Here is a 16,584-nt window from a genome sequence, read left to right on the forward strand (position 1 = left end):
GCCTCGCCCCGCCTTGCGTCAGATCAACTCCCCCACCACTCCGCACGCGTCACGCCCTCAATACAACAGAACGCACCCCGCCCCCCAGACGGGCACAGCGGATCCGGCTCCGCCGGTCCGCCAGTGCCGCCCCCTGGGGGGCGCGCGTAAGCGCGTAGGGGGGGGCTTCAATTAGCCGCGGCCTCCCGCTCCACGTTGTCCACGCCCGTATGGCGCACGTCGCGGCCCTTGACCATGTACACCACCAGTTCGCACATGTTCTTGGCGTGATCGCCGATGCGCTCGAGGGCCTTGGCGATGAACAGCAATTCGATGGAGCGCGATATCTTGCGCGGGTCTTCGATCATGTAGGTGATCAGCTGGCGGATGACGCCCTGCCACTCGGCGTCCACGCCCTTGTCCTGGCGCACCACCTGCGCGGCGGCCTGCGCGTCGAGGCGGGCGAAGGCGTCCAGCGCCTTGCGCAGCATGGTCACGACGGTATTGGCCATGTGCCAGAGCTCGACCGCAGGCATGTTCATGCGGCCGGCTTCGTGGATCAGCTTGGCCATGCGGGCGATCTTCTCGGCCTCGTCGCCGGCGCGCTCCATGTCGGTGATCATCTTGATCACGGTGATCATCATGCGCAGATCGCCGGCGGTAGGCTGGCGGCGGGCCAGGATATGGCTGCACGCCTCGTCCAGCTCGATCTCGAAGCGGTTCACCTCCGCGTCGCGCGCGATGACGCGCTCCAGCGAGGCCAGGTCGCCGTTGGCCAGGCCGTCGATGGCGCCCGTGATCTGCGATTCGACCAGCCCGCCCATTTGCAGAAAGCGCGACCGGACCTCTTCGAGTTCGGCGTCGTATTGTTTGTGGGTATGTTCAGTCATGCCGGCTCCCTGCTCAGGACTTGTGGACGAGCGTGCGTGCCCGCGGAAAACGGGCATCGATCGCCTAGTTTATGAACGTCATGTGACAAGAATATGTCGCCCGGCCGCGCTGCCCCGCAGACCTCACACGTGGCGCGGCTTGTCCAGGCGGCGTACGCCGGCCTGCGTGGCCAGCAGCGCGACGTCGGCGCCGTGCAGCGCGAACAGCCCGCAGGTGACGACCCCGGGCAGATCGTTGACGACCTTCTCCAGGCCCTGCGGCTCGGCAATGCGCATGCCGTGCACATCCAGGATGACGTTGCCGTTGTCGGTCACGAAATCTTCTCGCAGCCGGGGCTGGCCGCCCAGCAGCCGCAAGGCGCGGGCCACGGCTTCGCGCGCCATTGGAATGACCTCGATGGGCAGCGGAAAGGCGCCCAGTTCGGCGACCAGCTTGGATTCGTCGGCGATGCAGATGAAGCGCTCGGCCACCGACGCGACGATCTTCTCTCGCGTGAGCGCGCCGCCGCCGCCCTTGATCATGTGCAGATGGTCGTCGATCTCGTCGGCGCCGTCCACATAGATGGGCATCCAGGCGACGTCGTTGAGGTCGAGCACCCGGATGCCATGGCCGGCCAGGCGCGCAGCGCTGCGTTCGGAGCTGGCTACGGTGCCCAGGATGCGGTCCTTGTAGGCGGCCAGGCCGTCGATGAACAGATCCGCGGTCGAGCCGGTGCCGACGCCGATGACCGCGTCGGGAGCGGCCACTTCGGCCACGAATGCCAGCGCGGCATCGGCCGCCTGCTGTTTGAGTTCCTGTTGGGAAAGCATGATGAGGGCTGCAAGAATGCGCAAGGGTTCCGGACGGGGACACTTTAGCATCTGCCGGCCGCGGCGAGGGCTGCCGCCCGGCCAGCCGCGGGGCGCGGCCCGCCTCGCCCTACCCGCTGGCGGACGCGCCGGAGCGGGCGAATTCCTCGATGCTCATCCGGCGCGCCGGCGGCAGCGGGCGGCGGTGGATCCTGGCCGTCCAATGCGCCAGCTCCAGGCGCGAATAATCGTAGGTGCAGGCAGCCATGCGCGCCAGTTCCCGTTCCAGCCTGGCAGGGGTGACGTCGGCCCAGTCTTCGACGATCAGCACTGGCAGATCGTCGAACAGCTCATCCAGGCTGGAGTGCTTGACGATGGGAATGGAGCCCAGGACCATGGCCTCCCAGGTACGGTGGCAATCCATACCGATGCCGAACGGGCTGAGCGTGAAGGCGTGCTCGGCATTGCGGCGCCAGGTCTGGTCGCGCGTCGAGAACTCGGTCTGGTAGACCATCGCGTCGGCATGCGCGCGCTCCATGCATTCGCGCCTGTCGCCGCGGTCGAGCGCGAAGTGCCAATTGCAATAGGCCTTGGGCACGCGCGCCGCGAGCGGAGGCGCGGCGGCGCACAAGGCCTGGATCTGGCGCTCCTGCTCGCGGGGAGGAACCGCTCCCCCCCACGGATGCGGGTCCTTGCTCTTGGTCCGCGTGGCCGTCGAGATCGTGTGGTAATCCATGCCGATCGGAATCGAATGGAGCTTGGGATGCTCGAACACGCGGTTCTGGGCGAACCAGTGCGTCAGCAGCGGGTTCTCCAGCAAGGCCGCGATGGTGGCCTGCGCGAGCTGCCGGCCCGGCGCGATCGCGATGTCGGAATCGCCGGTCACCAGCGTGAACGGACGCGAAACCGCCGGCATATGCTTTCTGACGAAGCGGTCCAGCATCTCCGGCGTCAGATAGAAGCTGTCGAAGCCCGCCCGGAAACCGATGCGCACCGGAACGGGAATGCGGCCCGACGACGATACCGGCGTCGGCGCGTGCAGCTCGCAAGACCTGAGCAGCCCGCGGCTGGAAACGAACCGGCAGGCATGCTCCAGTTCCGCGCCGTCCGGCGTCCCCACCAGGCCGGATGCCTGCAAGACCTTCTTCAGCATGCCGCTTCCTCGCCCGGTTGCCGCTCACGCCAGGGCGGCGGCATCATGCTTGAGCAATTCGTCGAAATACGCAATGGTCTTTTCCAGGCCCTCGCGCAGCGGGATCGCGGGCTCCCAGCGCAGGATCTCCCGCGCACGCGCGATGTCGGGCTGGCGCTGCATCGGGTCGTCCTGCGGCAGCGGCTTGAAAATGAGTCTGGACCTGGAACCGGTCATCTCGATGACCAGTTCGGCGAGCGCGCGTATGGTGAACTCGTTGGGATTGCCGACGTTGATCGGGCCGGTAACGTCGTCGGGCGTGTCCATCATGCGGATCATCGCTTCGATCAAATCGTCGCGGTAGCAGAACGAACGGGTCTGCAGCCCTTCGCCGAAAATGGTGATGTCTTCGCCGCGCAAGGCCTGCACGATGAAATTCGACACCACGCGCCCGTCGTTCGGATGCATGCGCGGCCCATAGGTGTTGAAAATGCGCACGACCTTGATGCGCAGCCGGTGCTGGCGGTGGTAGTCGAAGAACAGGGTCTCGGCGCAGCGCTTGCCCTCGTCGTAGCAGGAGCGGATGCCGATGGGATTGACGTTGCCCCAGTAATCCTCGACCTGCGGATGGACCACCGGATCGCCGTAGACCTCGGAGGTCGAGGCCTGCAGGATCTTGGCGCGCAGCCGCTTGGCCAGTCCCAGCATGTTGATGGCGCCGTGGACGCTGGTCTTGGTGGTCTGCACCGGATCGTGCTGGTAGTGGATGGGCGATGCCGGGCAGGCCAGGTTGTAGATCTCGTCCACTTCCACATAGAGCGGGAAGCAGACGTCGTGCCGCATCAGCTCGAAGCGGGGATGCCCGATCAGGTGCTCGACGTTGCGCCGCGTGCCGGTGAAGAAGTTGTCCACACACAGGATCTCGTCGCCGCGCTCCAGCAGCCGCTCCACCAGATGCGAGCCGAGGAAGCCGGCGCCGCCGGTCACGAGAATTCGTCTTACCATTGAATGTCCTATGTGCCGTTCCAGGACATGGGGCGGCGGAAGGTGGCGGGATTCGGAAAGGTGCGTATTTTAACGTACGTCCCCTATTCCAGGACTGCATTCGCCTGGCAAGCCGCATCAGCAAGACCAGGACCCGGACGCCCGCTAGTCCGGCATGCTGCCCAGGTCCTCCTCGTACTCCCCGTCGAGCAGGACGAAGGCGATCCTTGCCGGCTCTTTGCCCCGGTTCGACCAGGCATGGTTGGTCCCGCATTGAACGAGGACATCGCCGGCATGCAAGGTCACCTCGCCATCATCCAGCAGCATGGTGATTTCACCCGCAAGGACGATGGCGTAATCGACGGTCTCGGTCCGGTGCATCATCGGATGCCTGCCCGTTTGCCCGAAGGTGGAACCCTCGGCATTCCCCATTCCCTCGAACAGCCGGGCGACCTGCTCCCCGCTGAAACTCCTCGATGCGTCGGTTTCCGGTACCAGGGTATTGATGCGGATGACGCTGCCCCGCTTTGCTGGCAACTGCCTGCGAGGTCCCATCGTAGGCTCCTGCGCCACAGCGGGGATGGGGACGGGCATGGCATCGGTTCGCCAGATGTCCGTGGAGGCATACCCTGGACGCAAATCGGACGTATGGACGAAGGGCGCAGGCCCATCGGATATCACGACGGCCCGGCCACGCTCGTCATGGCCGGTCACGACGCGGCGGACATAGCCTGGATCGCCGGGTTTTGCACTCATCGGGCATTCCTCGTTCTTACTGGACAGTGATTTTCTTCGTGGCAACGATTTCGCTCCATCGCGCGATCTCGGATTCGATGTCGCGGCGCATGTCCTGGGAGGATCCCGAGAGCGGCGTTCCCCCCAGGCTGGCAAAGCGCTGCTGGATCTCAGGCGTGGCAAGCACCCTATGGATTTCCCGGTTCAGCCGCTCGATCACCTCGGCGTTCATCCCCGCCGGCCCGGCAATGCCCAGGAACGATGACGCTTCGTAGCCAGGATAGGATTCGGCAACCGCGGGTATGCCGGGCAGCAAGGGCGAACGCGCGCCGGAAGTGACGGCAAGCGCCCTCACCCGGCCCGCCTTCAATTCGGGCTCGATGACGGACAAGGTGTTGAAAGTCAGGTCCAGGCGGCTGCCTCCCAACAGCTCCGTCAAGGGCGCCGACCCGCCCTTGTAGGGCACGTGCATCATATCGATGCCAGCGCTCGACTCGAACGATTCGGTGGCGAGATGGAAGAGCGATCCCACCCCGGCCGAGGAATAGGCCAGCTTGCCCGGAGACGCCTTTGCCGCCGCGACCAGGTCGGGAATCGTCTTGAAGGGCGAATCCGCGGGCACCGTCACGACCAGCGGGTAGCTGATCATCATCGAGATCCAGGAGAACCCCTTGATCGGATCGAAAGGCAGTTTCGCCGTGGTGGCAACCAGCGTCGGATAGGCGCCGCTGACCAGCAGCAAGGTGTAGCCGTCCGGACGTGCGCGGGCGACGGCATCGGCCGCGATGACGCCGTTGGCCCCCGGACGATTCTCGACGACCACCGCCTGGCCCAGGCCTGTGCTCATGCGAGCCGCGACGAGCCGCAGGACGATATCGGCGTTGCCGCCCGGGGCGAAGCTGTTGATGACCGTGATCGGCCTCGACGGATACTCCTGTGCCTGTGCGCCGAGAGCGCCGAACACCAGTAGCGAGGCGGCCAGGCTGCGTGAGAGATTGATCGCGAATGTAGCCATATCGTTCAGAAACCGTAGAGGATGGAAGGATTGGTGACCAGGATCCGACGGCGCAGCGCTTCGTCCGGCACCCACTTGGAGAACGCATCGAGCAGGTCCCCATCGTTCTGCATGTCGTCGTACTGATTCGGGTGCGGCCAATCCGTGCCCCACAGGACGCGGTCCGGGCGCAACCGGACCACCGCACGTACGAGCGGCTCCATGTCGGACCAGGGGAAACCCATTTTCGACATGCGGTGCTGGCCGGATATCTTGACCCAGCAGTTGCCCGCTTCGAGCAGCCGGGCAAGCGCATGGAATCCGGGCGAAGCCAGCCCTTCGCCGAGGCGTATCCGGGCGATGTGGTCGACGACGAGCGGACAACCGGTCTCCGCCAGACGCTCGGCAAGATCGGCAAGCTCCTGGGACCGGTCGACATGCACGACGAGATGCCAGCCGAAAGGCTTCACCTTGGCAGCGACAGCCTCCAACAAGTCGAAGCCGGGGGTTCCTTTCACGACGGTGGAAAGCCTTGCGCCGCGAAAACCCAGCTCATGAAGCCGGCGCACATCGCGCTCGGGAGTGTCGGGGCGAATGATCGCAACGCCGCGCAGGCGGTCTCTGGCGGATTCGACCGCGGCGGCCACGGCCCGGTTGTCGGCGCCGTGGACGGAACCCTGGACGAGAACCGCGCGCTCGATGCCTATTGCATCGAGCATGCGCAGATAGTCCGTTACCGACGCATCGGGAGGCGTGAAGCTTCGGTCTGCGATGAACGGGAAAAGCGCAGAAGGCCCGAACACGTGGGCGTGGCAATCGGTCGCCCCGGGCGGCGCTCGATAAAGGGGCGTGCGCGGACATGGGTCCGGGCCCAGGCAATCTCGGATCATGCCGTCTCCTGTTCTGTCTTCTCGTTTGCATCCATGGCGGCCATGATCCTGTAATCGTGCCGGGAAAGGAAGCGCGTCTAAGGCATAATGGTTTTTCCTCTTATTCCGAACAGCGCCCTCGCATGGACAAATTCTCCGCGATCGCGGCGTTCGCCAAGGTCGCCGGCCTGGGGAGCTTTACGGCGGCCAGCGGCCAATTGGGCGTAAGCCCATCCGCCGTCACCAAGAACGTTTCCCAGCTTGAGAAACACCTGGGTGTGCGCTTGCTGAACCGCACCACCCACGGCGTTGCCCTGACCGAAGAAGGCTCCGCCTTCCTGGCGCGCTGTCTACCTATCCTCGGCGACCTGGCGGATGCGGAACGGCAATTGTCGGTTCAACGAGGCGCCGCGGCAGGCCGGCTCCGGGTAGGCATTCCCCACGCAATGGCGAGGCTGTACGTAACGCCGCATCTGCCTGGCTACTTCGCATCGCATCCGGACATTCGGCTGGAACTGATCCTGGTCGATCACGTCACCGATCTGCTGCAATACCAACTGGACCTCGCCATACGCGTGGGCGCTCCGCGCGACGGCAGGTCCATCGCGAAAGAACTGGCGCGCACGCAGCGGGTGACGGTCGCCACGCCCGGCTATCTAAGCCAGCACGGCGCGCCGCGCAGCGTTGCCGAGCTACGCGGCCACAACTGCATGTGCCTGCTGTTCAATGGCAAGCGCAGGCTCTGGCGGTTCTCCGTGGGCGGACGGACCCGCTCCTTCACGCCGCACGGAAATTTTGTCGTCAACAGCGGCGACGAACTGCGCGAGGCTGTCCTGCAGGGAATCGGCATCACCCAGATCAACTCGATCCTGGTAGAGAAAGACCTGGCGGACGGCAAACTGGTGCCCGTCCTGGCGCGCCACGCCGTATCCAGCGATACGCTCTACGCCGTCTATGCGCAATCCCGCTATATGCCTCCGCGGGCCCGATCCTTCGTCGCGTTCCTGGAGGAAGTTTTCAAGCCGTTCCGTCGTCCGTCGCGGCTGGGCTGACGCAGTCCCGAGACAGGGTCGTCCAGGCGGGCGGCCTCTATACGAAAGCGCGGCACGCCCCTGCCGGGACCGTGCCGCGCTCCATCGGAGCCTGGCGCGAGGCTCCTGTCGGGATGGACCAGCCTCAGTCGGCCTGGATCTTGCGCTGGACCACCACGGCGCGCAGGCGCTCGATGTCGCTTTCGACCCGGGTCCGGAATTCGTCGGGCGACGAGGCGCGCGGCGTGCCGCCCCAGTCCACCAGTTGCTGGTGGACGGCGGGGATGTCGAGCACGGCGCGCAGTTCGCGGTTCAGGCGCGCGATCACCTCGCGCGGCGTGCCCGCGGGCGCGGCGATGCCGAGCCACGAGTCGTACACCACGGCCGGCAGCGAATCGGCCACGCTCGGCACGCCCGGCAGGGCCTGCACGCCCTTGGGCGCGGTGCTCGCCAGCAGCCTGACGCGCTGCGACTTGTAGAGCGGCGCGGTGTTGGTCATGGTGTCGATCATCACGTCGACGCGGCCGGCCAGCAGCTCGGTGATGGGCGCGGATCCGCCCTTGAACGGCACATGCAGCGCGCTGCCGCCGCTTTCGGCCATGATCCATTCGCCTACCAGGTGCATGGCGGTGCCCACCCCCACCGAGGTATAGGTATAGCGGTCCTTTTCCGTGCGGATGCGCTGCAGGAAATCGCCGAACGACTGGATGGGCGAGGACGGTGCCACGGACAAGGCGAGCGGATACGTGGTGATGGTGGACACCCACTCGTAGCTCTTGACCGGCTGGAACGGCAGGTCTTTGCGCATGGCGGCGTTGGTCGCGTGGCCGCTGGTCATGAGCACCAGCGTGTAGCCGTCCGGCTCGGCCTTGGCCACCTGGGCCGAGGCGATGTTGCCGCCGTCGCCGGCCCGGTTCTCGACGATGACGGCCTGCCCCAGCCGCTCGCCCAGGTTCTTGCCGACCAGGCGCGCAACCACGTCGCTGCCGCCGCCGGCCGCAAAGCCCACCAGCAGCTTGATCGGCCGGGCCGGATATTCGCCCTGCGCGTGCACGGGCAGGACGCAGGCGGCGAGCAGGCCCGCCAGGACCAGGCGCGCGCCCGGAATGTATTGCTTGATCATTGCTATCTCCTTATGGATTTTTCCGTGTAGTCGATCGCCGCGGCGCGGACTCAGGCTTCCTGCAGAAGCCTGTCGCCGAGCGCGCGGCTCGTTTGCTGCAGCGCGGCCCCCAGCGCCGCGCCGTTCAGGAAATCGCTGCGCCGCTTCGAGCAGACCAGCGATATCGTTCCGATGACTTCGTCTTCGAGCATGACCGGCGCGCCGTAGCCCACCACGTCCGGATCCAGCCCCTCGTGGCTCACGCAATAGCCCGCCTTGCGCACGGCGCGCAATTGCGACCAGCAGTCGTCCCAATCGGCGCCGCCGGAGGGAAAAGTCTGGTCGAACAGCTTGCGCACGCGCGCGCGCGGCCAGAAGGCCAGCACGCTGAACGACGGCGCGCCGCGGAACCACGGCAGGCTCTTGCCGCGCAGGTAGGTCAGCTCCAGCGGCTCGATGCCGGGTTCGACCAGCACGTTGAGCAGGTGGTCGCCGTAGACGTTGGACAGCAGCACGTGGCAGCCGGTCTCTTCGGCCAGGCCGCGCAGCATCGGCTTGCCGACCCGGATGACCGGATCGGTCTCGCGGATCAGCGCTTCGAGCTCGACCACGCGCGCGCCCACTGCGTAGACCCCGCGCGGCAGGCGCACCAGCAGGCCGGCCTTGCACAGCTCCTTGACGTAGCGATAAGTGGACGAAGGCGTAAAACCGAAGTGCGCCGCCAGGTCGTCGACGTTCCAGGCATGGCGCTCGTGCGTGTAGGCGTCGAGCAGGCGCAGCATGCGCTCCAGGCTCGAACCGCCTTCGCCCGAGCCGTCGCGGCCCGCCGCGTCGTCGGCATCCGCAGCCGGCGCTGGACTCATGCCTGCGCGCCCGACGCGGCGGCGTCCATCTTGCGCGCCATCTTCGCGCGCCATTCCTCCCGGCTGCAGAAGCCGGGCAGCGCGCGCGCATGGCGCTCGGACCAGGCCATCAGCTCGTCGGGCGGCAGTTCGATGGGCATGGGCACGCGCATGGGCTGCGACACGTACCAGGGCGTATCGACATAGAGCTCCAGCCGGTTGCCCTCGGGATCGCGGCAATAGAGCGAAAGCGCGTTGCCGTGCGTGACGGGCTGCAGGTCGCTCACGCCGGGATCGTCCTTGAGGCGGCGGTAGAAGGCCTGCAGGGTTTCCAGCGAATCGGCCTGCAGCGACAACTGGTTGATCACGTTGAACGGCACGTGTTCCGGGCGGCCCGACACCAGCACGATCTGGTGATGGACGTCCGGGTCGCGGCTGGTGAAGACCAGGTCCAACGGGCCATGCGGGCTGTCGAGCTTGCCGCGGTCGGTGATCGTGAAATCGAGCACGTTGGAATAGAAATCCGCCATGCGGACGATGTCCCTGACGAAAATACCGACGTGACTGAAGGAAAGACCGGGCTTTTTCTGCATTACAGGAATCCTCTAGCTCTATACGAATGATAGAAGCGATAATTTATCTAGTTTTTCGCATTATGCGCAAAAAACCAGAAAAAATCACCCACGAAAACCCTGATTCCGGAAGAGCGCACGAAAAACGTGGAGAATCGCGGCCGACCGGCGCGCCCGGCCGGTTTCAGGCCTGCCGGGCGGCCGGCGGCCAGGCCCGGGCCAGCAGCAGGCCGCAGACCGCGTCGCCATGGCCGGTGCCGCTGTCCCCGTACAGCCAGCCGGGCTGGGCCAGGCGTGCCGCGATAAAGGCATCGGCCGCCATGCCGCCCGGCGACTCGCGCAGCAATGCCGCCTGCAGCAGGCAGGTCAGCAGGCCGGCGATGCGGCGCGCCTTGAACTCCGCATCCTCGGGCTTGGCGCACAGTTCCATCCACGCCTGCCATGCGGAACGGAACTCGACGCTGCCGCCGCCGCGCTCCCGCAGGTATTCGGCCAGCGCCTCGAAACCCTGCGGATCGCGGCGCATGGCGCGCAGGACGTCCAGGCACATGACATTGCCCGAACCCTCCCAGATCGCATTGACGGGCGCCTCGCGATAAAGCCTGGGCATGGGGCCGTCTTCGACGTAGCCGTTGCCGCCGCAGGCTTCCATGCACTCGGCGATGGCGGCCTCGGCGCGTTTGCAGACCCAGTATTTGGCGGCCGGCGTCACGATGCGCCGGATCGCGCGCTCCAGCGGATCCTGCCCGGCGAAGGCGCGCGCCAGCCGCAGCCCCAGCACCGTGGCGGCTTCGCTCTCCAGCGCCAGGTCGGCCAGCACGTGGCGCATCAGCGGCTGCCGGACCAGCGGTCGGCCGAAGGCGTGCCGGTGCGTGCAGAAGTGCAGCGCCTGCACGAGCGCCTGGCGCAGCAGCGCGGCGCTGCCCAGCACGCAATCGAGCCGGGTGCAGGCGGCCATCTCGATAATCGTGGGCACGCCGCGGCCGGGCTCCCCCACCATCATTCCCCAGGCGCCGTGGAATTCCACTTCGGCGCTGGCGTTGCTGCGATTGCCCAGCTTGTCCTTGAGCCGCAGGATGCGCACCGCGTTGCGGCGGCCGTCCGGACCGTAGCGCGGCACGAAAAAGCAGGACAAGCCCTCGGCCGCCTGCGCCAGCACCAGGTGCGCATCGGCCTGGGGAACGGAATAAAACCACTTGTGGCCGGTCAGCAGGTAGCCGCGCCCGCGGCCCGGCGCGCCGCAGGGATCGGCGCGGGTAGTGTTGGCGCGCACGTCCGAGCCGCCCTGCTTCTCGGTCATGCCCATGCCGACCAGCGCGCCGCGCTTGGCCGCGATCGGCGCGTCGGCCGGATCGTAGCTGCGCGAACACAGCACAGGCCGCCAGTCGCGCGCGAAATCGATCTCGCCGGGAGGTTCGGCGGCCAGTACCGCCGCGGCGGCGAAGGTCATGGTGGTCGGGCACAGCGTGCCGGCATCGACCTGGCCCTGCATGACGTAGCCCGCCGCGCGCGCCACCAGCGCCCCGGGCTGCGGCGCGGACCAGGGGCCGTCATGCAGCCCCTGCGCCACGATGGCGCGCATCAGCACATGCCAGGCGGGATGGAAGCGGACCTCGTCGATGCGCCGCCCGACCGGGTCGATGGGAACGAAGCATGGCGGGTGAAGATTGGCGTCGCGGCCGGCGTCGAGCGCCTCGCGGCTGCCCAGCCAGCCTCCGTGCGCGCTCAACTGCCCATGCGCCCGGCCCGCGCCTTCGCGCTCTACCGCCTCGCGCAGGGCGAGGTCGGTGTCGTAGAGGGAGTAGTCAGCCAGCGGGTCCACCACATTGGCCGGCTCGCCTGCATCGCCATCGGTCATGATCGGCTCCCCGGCCGCGCATGCGGCATCGCCGGACCCAGGCAGTGTAGCGCCGCGCCGGCGACGGTGGAACCCGTGCGCGAGGATCGGCTCCCGGCCGCGGATCAGGCGCCGTCGGCGGGTTCTTCCTCGTCGGCGGCCAGGTTGTCGTCCTCCGACCCCAGCAACTGGCGCGCCTGGTTCTCGGGCAGCGCTTCCACGGTCTTGAGGTTGCGCAGCATCGCGCGGGTGCGCACTTCGGTCTGGCCGATCTTGTTGCTGGCCGTCTCCAGCGTTTTCTTGACGCTGGCCAGCGCATCGCCGAACTTGCCGAACTCGGACTTGACCGCCCCGAGCACCTTCCACACCTCGGACGAGCGCTGCTCGATCGCCAGCGTGCGGAAACCCATCTGCAGGCTGTTGAGCAGCGCCGCCAGGTTGCTCGGTCCCGCCACGCTGATGCGCAGCGCATGCAGCTTGTCCATCAATCCGGCGCGCCGCAGCACTTCGGCGTAGAGGCCCTCGGTGGGCAGGAACATGATGGCGAAATCGGTAGTGTGCGGCGGCGCGATGTACTTCGAGCCGATGCGGCGCCCCTCCAGTTCGACCCCGCGCTCGAAGGCGGCGCCGGCGCTGCGCACGGCCTCGAGGTCGGCGCGATCCTGCGCATCGACCAGGCGCTCGTATTCTTCCTTGGGAAACTTGGCGTCGATGGGCAGCCAGACCGGCACGGCATCGTCGCCGCGCCCCGGCAGCCGGATGGCGAACTCCACCAGTTCGTCGCTGCCCGGCACGGGCTTGATGTTGCGGCCGTACTGGGCAGGGGTCATGGTCTGCTCGATCAGCATGCCCAACTGCACTTCACCCCAGGTGCCGCGCGTCTTGACGTTGGTCAGCACGCGCTTGAGGTCGCCCACGCCGGCCGCCAGGCTCTGCATCTCGCCCAGTCCCTTGTGCACCGCTTCGAGCCGGTCGGACACCAGCTTGAAGGATTCGCCCAGGCGCTGCTCCAGCGTGGCGTGCAATTTCTCGTCCACGGTGCGGCGCATTTCTTCGAGCTTGACCGAGTTGTCGGCCTGCATGTCCTTGAGCCGCTGTTCGACCGTGGCCCGGACCTCGGTCATGCGGCGTTCGTTGGCCTCGGTCAGCACGCGCAGTTGCTCGGAAAAACGATCGGCGAAGCGCTGCAGCGCCAGCGCGCCCTCTTCGCGGCTGACCGCCGCGTCGCGCGTGAGCGAGACGCGCAGCGCCTCGAAGCGTTCCTGCAGTTGTGCCGTCAGCGTGGTCAGGTTCTGCGCGAAGGCATCGAGCTGCTGGTTCAGGACCTGGGCCTGCTGCGCCTGCTGGCCGCCCAGCGCCTGCAGGCCCTGCGCCAGGGTCTGGCCCAATTCGGAGCGCAGGCTGCGGGTCGATTCGGCCAGCTCCGTGCGCAAACCGCGCTGGCTCTCGGCGATCTCGGCGCGCAAGGTCCGCTCCATGCGCTCCTGCGCCTCCAGGATGCGGTCGGGCCGTTCATCGTCGCGACGGGATGCGCGCAGCAGCGCGAGCAAGGCGAACAGGGCGGCCAGCACGGCGGCTCCGGTGCTGGCCCACAACAGGTAATCGGTCAAGGCTGGATCCCCAAAAGCCGGCATTGTAGAACCTGGCCGCGCTCGGGAGCTTTCCGCGCGGCGCCCGGCTAGCCCTGCCTATTGCGCATCCAATCTGCAGTGTTGTAGAACGAGGCCAGCAGCTTGTCGGCCAGCCCGGCATCGATCCCCACCTGCTGCATGGCGCGGCCCATGCATACCACCCATTGGTCGCGCTCCGCATTTCCGATCGAGAACGGCAGGTGGCGCGCGCGCAGGCGCGGATGGCCGAAGCGGCTGATGTAGTGGTCCGGGCCGCCCATCCAGCCGCACAGGAACCAGAACAGCTTGTCGCGCGCCTGGTCCAACGAAGGCCCGTGCACGGCGCGCAGGTCGGCCAGGTCCGCATCGAGATCCATCAGATCGTAGAAGCGGTCCACCAGCTCGCGCACCCGCGCCTCGCCGCCTATGCGTTCGAACACCGTCTCGCCGACCGATGTCGGCTCGGACGGCTGCTGGATCAATATCGTTCTGTCATTCATTTCAATTATCCATGCGGCTGCGCGCACCTCGGATGCGTCAAACCGCCGCTGCCCGATCCAGGGCACCGCGGATCCGGCTCCGCCGGTCCGCCAGTGCCACCCCCTGGGTGGCGCACGTAAGCGCGTAGAGGGGGCTACCCTTCTCTCAGCGTGGCCAGCGGCGGATGGCGCAGCACGCCGCGCAAGCCCATCCATCCGCCCACCCAGGCGCAGGCCACGCCTGCCAGCAAACCCGCGCCCCATATCCACAGCGCCGGGGTCCACGCGAAGTTGAACACGAAACGCGCCAATAGCCATGCGATGGCCGATGCGCCGACGGCCGCCAGCAGGCCCGCCGCCCCGCCGATCACGCCCAGCTCCAGCCATTGCGCCACCGACAACTGGCGGCGCGTCGCCCCGAGCGCGCGCAGCAGGCCCGCCTCGCGCACCCGTTCGTCGCGCGTCGAGGCCAGCGCCGCATAGAGCACCAGGCAGCCCGCCGCCAGCGTGAACAGGAACAGGAACTGCACCGCCGCAACCACCTGCTCCAGGACGCCCTGCACCTGCCTGAGAATCGCGCTGGTGTCGAAGATCGTCAGGTTGGGGAACTCGCGCACCAGTGCGTTGGGCAAGGCGGCCTGGTCCGCCGGCAAGTGCAGCGCGGTGATCCAGCTCTGCGGCATGTCGCGCAGCGCGGCCGGCGACATGATGGCGAAGAAGTTGACCTGCATGGAATCCCAGTCCACCGCGCGAGTTCCCGCAACCTTCACGTCCACGGTATTGCCGGCGATGTCGAAACGCAGCGCATCGCCCAGCTTCACGCCGAGGGTCTTGGCGATGCCCTCTTCCATGGAGACCTCGTGCGCCGCCGGGTCCAGCCAGCGCCCGGACACGGACCGGTTGTGGCCCGGCATCGCGTCCATGTAGGACAGGTTGAACTCGCGGTCCACCAGCCGCTTGGCGCGGTCTTCCTCGTAATCGTCCGGCCCCACGGCACGGCCGTTGATCTCGATCAGGCGGCCGCGCACCATCGGGTACAGCGCGGCCTGGCCGATGCCGGCGGCGCGCAGGCGCTGCGCCACGGCGTCGCGCTGATCGGGCTGGATGTTGATCAGGAAACGATTGGGCGCATCGGGCGGCGCGGCCTGGCGCCAGCCGTCGACCAGGTCGCCGCGGGTCACCGCCAGCAGCAGCAGGGCCATCAGCCCCACCGCCAGCGCGCATACCTGCGCCACCGTCGCGCCGCGCCGCCGCACCACGCCCGCCAGCGCAAAGCGCAGCGCCACCGGGCCGCGCTGCCATTGCCGCAGCGGCTCGAGCCAGCGAACCCCCAGCCACGCCACGCCGGCGAACAGCAGGAAGCCGGCCAGGAAGCCGCCCGCCACCATCAGGCCGAGTGTCAGGTCGCGCGCGAACCACAGCAGCAGCAGGGCGAAACCCAATGCGCCCACGCCGTAGCCCAGCGCCGTGCGCGCCGGCGCGGCGCCGGCGGTTTCCCGACGCAGCACGCGCACCGGCGAAACGTTGCGCAACTGCGCCAGCGGCGGCAGCGCGAAGCCCAGCAGCAGCCAGACGCCGGCCAGGAAGCCCTGCACCGCCGGCAGCGCGCCCGCGCGCGGCAGGTCCGCCGTGATGAGACCGCCCAGCAGCACGATCAGCCCTTCGTGGGCCGCATAGCCCAGCGCGCTGCCCGCCAACGCGGCCGCCAGCGCGATGATCAAGAATTCGGCGCAGAACAGCCTGGCCAGCATGGGCTGCGTCGTGCCCAGGCAGCGCATGACCGCGACGCTGTCGACATGCCGCAGCGTAAAGCGCCGGGCCGCCAGCGCCACCGCGACGGCCGCGATCAGCGCGGCCAATAGAGCCACCAGCGACAGGAATTGCTGGGCGCGGTCTATCGTGCGGCGCATTTCCGGACGCCCCGAATCCAGCGTCTCGACGTGCTGGCCGCGCTGCGGATGCGCCTCGAGCCAGGCGGCGTAGTCCCGCACGGCGGCCGGTGGACCCGCGGCCAGCAGCCGATACGAAATCCGGCTGCCGATGGTCACCAGCCCGGTGGCCTCCAGGTCGTCGGCGCGCATCAGCACGCGCGGCGCGACATTGATGAAGTTCATGCCGCGGTCGGGCTCGACGGTCAGCACGCGCGCCACGCGAAACGCGCTGTCGCCCAATTGCAGCGTGCCGCCCACGCCGACGTCGAGCAGCGTCAGCAATTGCGGGTCCACCCATACCGTTCCGGACTCGGGGATCTCGCTCGTCGCCGCATCCGGCGCATTCGGGCCGTCCGCGACCCGCAAGGCGCCGCGCAAGGGGTAACCTGGCTGCACCGCCTTGAGCGCGGCCAGTTGCGAGCGCTGCGCATCGCCCTCGCCCGCACTCGCCATGGAGGGGAACTGCAAGGTGTCGGTCAGTTGCAGCCCCCGGCTGCTCGCCGCCTCGCGCTGCGCGTCGGAGGCGGGCGCATCGGAGCCCAGCACCAGGTCGCCCCCCAGCAACTGCGCGGCATCGCGCTCCAGCGCCAGGCGGATGCGGTCGGCCAGGAAGCCCACGCTGGAGACGGACGCCACCGCGATGACCAGCGCCAGCGCCAGCAGCCGCAGCTCGCCGGAACGCCAGTCGCGCAGCGTCATGCGCCAGGCCTGCAGCAAGGAGGAAAAGAACGAAAGCGAACGTGCGTCAGGAGTCATGGACCGGCGCGAGCAGAAACGAAGGAGGCGGGCGGCTGCCCGCCCGGCGAAG

Annotated in this window: 15 protein-coding genes; 1 reads left to right on the forward strand and 14 read right to left on the reverse strand. The window is 67.7% G+C overall.

Features of this window, described 5'->3' with window-relative positions; genetic code table 11:
- Nucleotides 1-167 precede the first annotated feature (167 nt).
- From phoU to PIGHUM_RS09200, 7 genes are all read right to left on the reverse strand, one after another.
- Nucleotides 168-869, reverse strand: coding sequence for a phosphate signaling complex protein PhoU (gene phoU / locus PIGHUM_RS09170; protein ID WP_124079282.1), 702 nt, complete (start codon nt 867-869; stop codon nt 168-170).
- Nucleotides 870-992: 123 nt separating this feature from the next.
- Nucleotides 993-1,679: a ribose-5-phosphate isomerase RpiA gene (gene rpiA, locus PIGHUM_RS09175; RefSeq protein WP_124079283.1), complete on the reverse strand. Its 687-nt coding sequence runs from the start codon at nt 1,677-1,679 to the stop codon at nt 993-995.
- A 109-nt stretch (nt 1,680-1,788) separates the two neighbouring features.
- Entirely contained in the window at nt 1,789-2,811 is a 1,023-nt protein-coding gene (locus PIGHUM_RS09180) for a hypothetical protein (protein WP_124079284.1), read from the reverse strand.
- A 24-nt stretch (nt 2,812-2,835) separates the two neighbouring features.
- Nucleotides 2,836-3,795, reverse strand: coding sequence for a UDP-glucuronic acid decarboxylase family protein (locus tag PIGHUM_RS09185; RefSeq protein ID WP_187697769.1), 960 nt, complete (start codon nt 3,793-3,795; stop codon nt 2,836-2,838).
- Between the two features lie 144 nt (nt 3,796-3,939).
- A complete protein-coding gene (locus PIGHUM_RS09190; protein ID WP_124079286.1) occupies nt 3,940-4,530 on the reverse strand; it encodes a cupin domain-containing protein in 591 nt (196 codons plus the stop codon).
- Between the two features lie 16 nt (nt 4,531-4,546).
- A complete protein-coding gene (locus tag PIGHUM_RS09195; protein WP_124079287.1) occupies nt 4,547-5,524 on the reverse strand; it encodes a Bug family tripartite tricarboxylate transporter substrate binding protein in 978 nt (325 codons plus the stop codon).
- Nucleotides 5,525-5,529: 5 nt separating this feature from the next.
- A complete protein-coding gene (locus tag PIGHUM_RS09200; protein WP_124079288.1) occupies nt 5,530-6,393 on the reverse strand; it encodes an amidohydrolase family protein in 864 nt (287 codons plus the stop codon).
- Between the two features lie 122 nt (nt 6,394-6,515).
- Here PIGHUM_RS09200 and PIGHUM_RS09205 point away from each other — a divergent pair, with 122 nt between their 5' ends.
- Complete coding sequence (locus PIGHUM_RS09205; protein WP_160142218.1) at nt 6,516-7,424, forward strand: LysR family transcriptional regulator; 909 nt, start codon at nt 6,516-6,518, stop codon at nt 7,422-7,424.
- Nucleotides 7,425-7,548: 124 nt separating this feature from the next.
- Here PIGHUM_RS09205 and PIGHUM_RS09210 read toward each other — a convergent pair whose 3' ends face one another.
- From PIGHUM_RS09210 to PIGHUM_RS09240, 7 genes are all read right to left on the reverse strand, one after another.
- Nucleotides 7,549-8,526, reverse strand: coding sequence for a Bug family tripartite tricarboxylate transporter substrate binding protein (locus PIGHUM_RS09210; RefSeq protein WP_124079290.1), 978 nt, complete (start codon nt 8,524-8,526; stop codon nt 7,549-7,551).
- 50 nt (nt 8,527-8,576) lie between these two features.
- Entirely contained in the window at nt 8,577-9,368 is a 792-nt protein-coding gene (locus PIGHUM_RS09215) for an IclR family transcriptional regulator (protein ID WP_160142219.1), read from the reverse strand.
- Nucleotides 9,365-9,940, reverse strand: coding sequence for a VOC family protein (locus tag PIGHUM_RS09220; RefSeq protein ID WP_124079292.1), 576 nt, complete (start codon nt 9,938-9,940; stop codon nt 9,365-9,367). Before PIGHUM_RS09220 ends, PIGHUM_RS09215 begins: the two co-directional genes overlap by 4 nt.
- 163 nt (nt 9,941-10,103) lie before the next feature.
- Nucleotides 10,104-11,777: an isovaleryl-CoA dehydrogenase gene (locus tag PIGHUM_RS09225; RefSeq protein WP_124079293.1), complete on the reverse strand. Its 1,674-nt coding sequence runs from the start codon at nt 11,775-11,777 to the stop codon at nt 10,104-10,106.
- Between the two features lie 104 nt (nt 11,778-11,881).
- Nucleotides 11,882-13,366 (reverse strand): DNA recombination protein RmuC, encoded by a 1,485-nt coding sequence (locus PIGHUM_RS09230; RefSeq protein ID WP_425466702.1) that lies wholly within the window; start codon nt 13,364-13,366, stop codon nt 11,882-11,884.
- Nucleotides 13,367-13,434: 68 nt separating this feature from the next.
- Nucleotides 13,435-13,866 carry a group II truncated hemoglobin gene (locus PIGHUM_RS09235; protein WP_124079295.1) on the reverse strand — a complete coding sequence of 144 codons (432 nt, stop codon included), beginning with the start codon at nt 13,864-13,866 and terminating at the stop codon, nt 13,435-13,437.
- A 134-nt stretch (nt 13,867-14,000) separates the two neighbouring features.
- The gene (locus tag PIGHUM_RS09240) at nt 14,001-16,532 is read right to left on the reverse strand and encodes an ABC transporter permease (protein WP_160142220.1); all 2,532 of its coding nucleotides are present in this window, start codon (nt 16,530-16,532) and stop codon (nt 14,001-14,003) included.
- Between the last annotated feature and the right edge of the window lie 52 nt (nt 16,533-16,584).

Source organism: Pigmentiphaga humi, assembly GCF_900606115.1.
Taxonomy (GTDB): domain Bacteria; phylum Pseudomonadota; class Gammaproteobacteria; order Burkholderiales; family Burkholderiaceae_B; genus Pigmentiphaga; species Pigmentiphaga humi.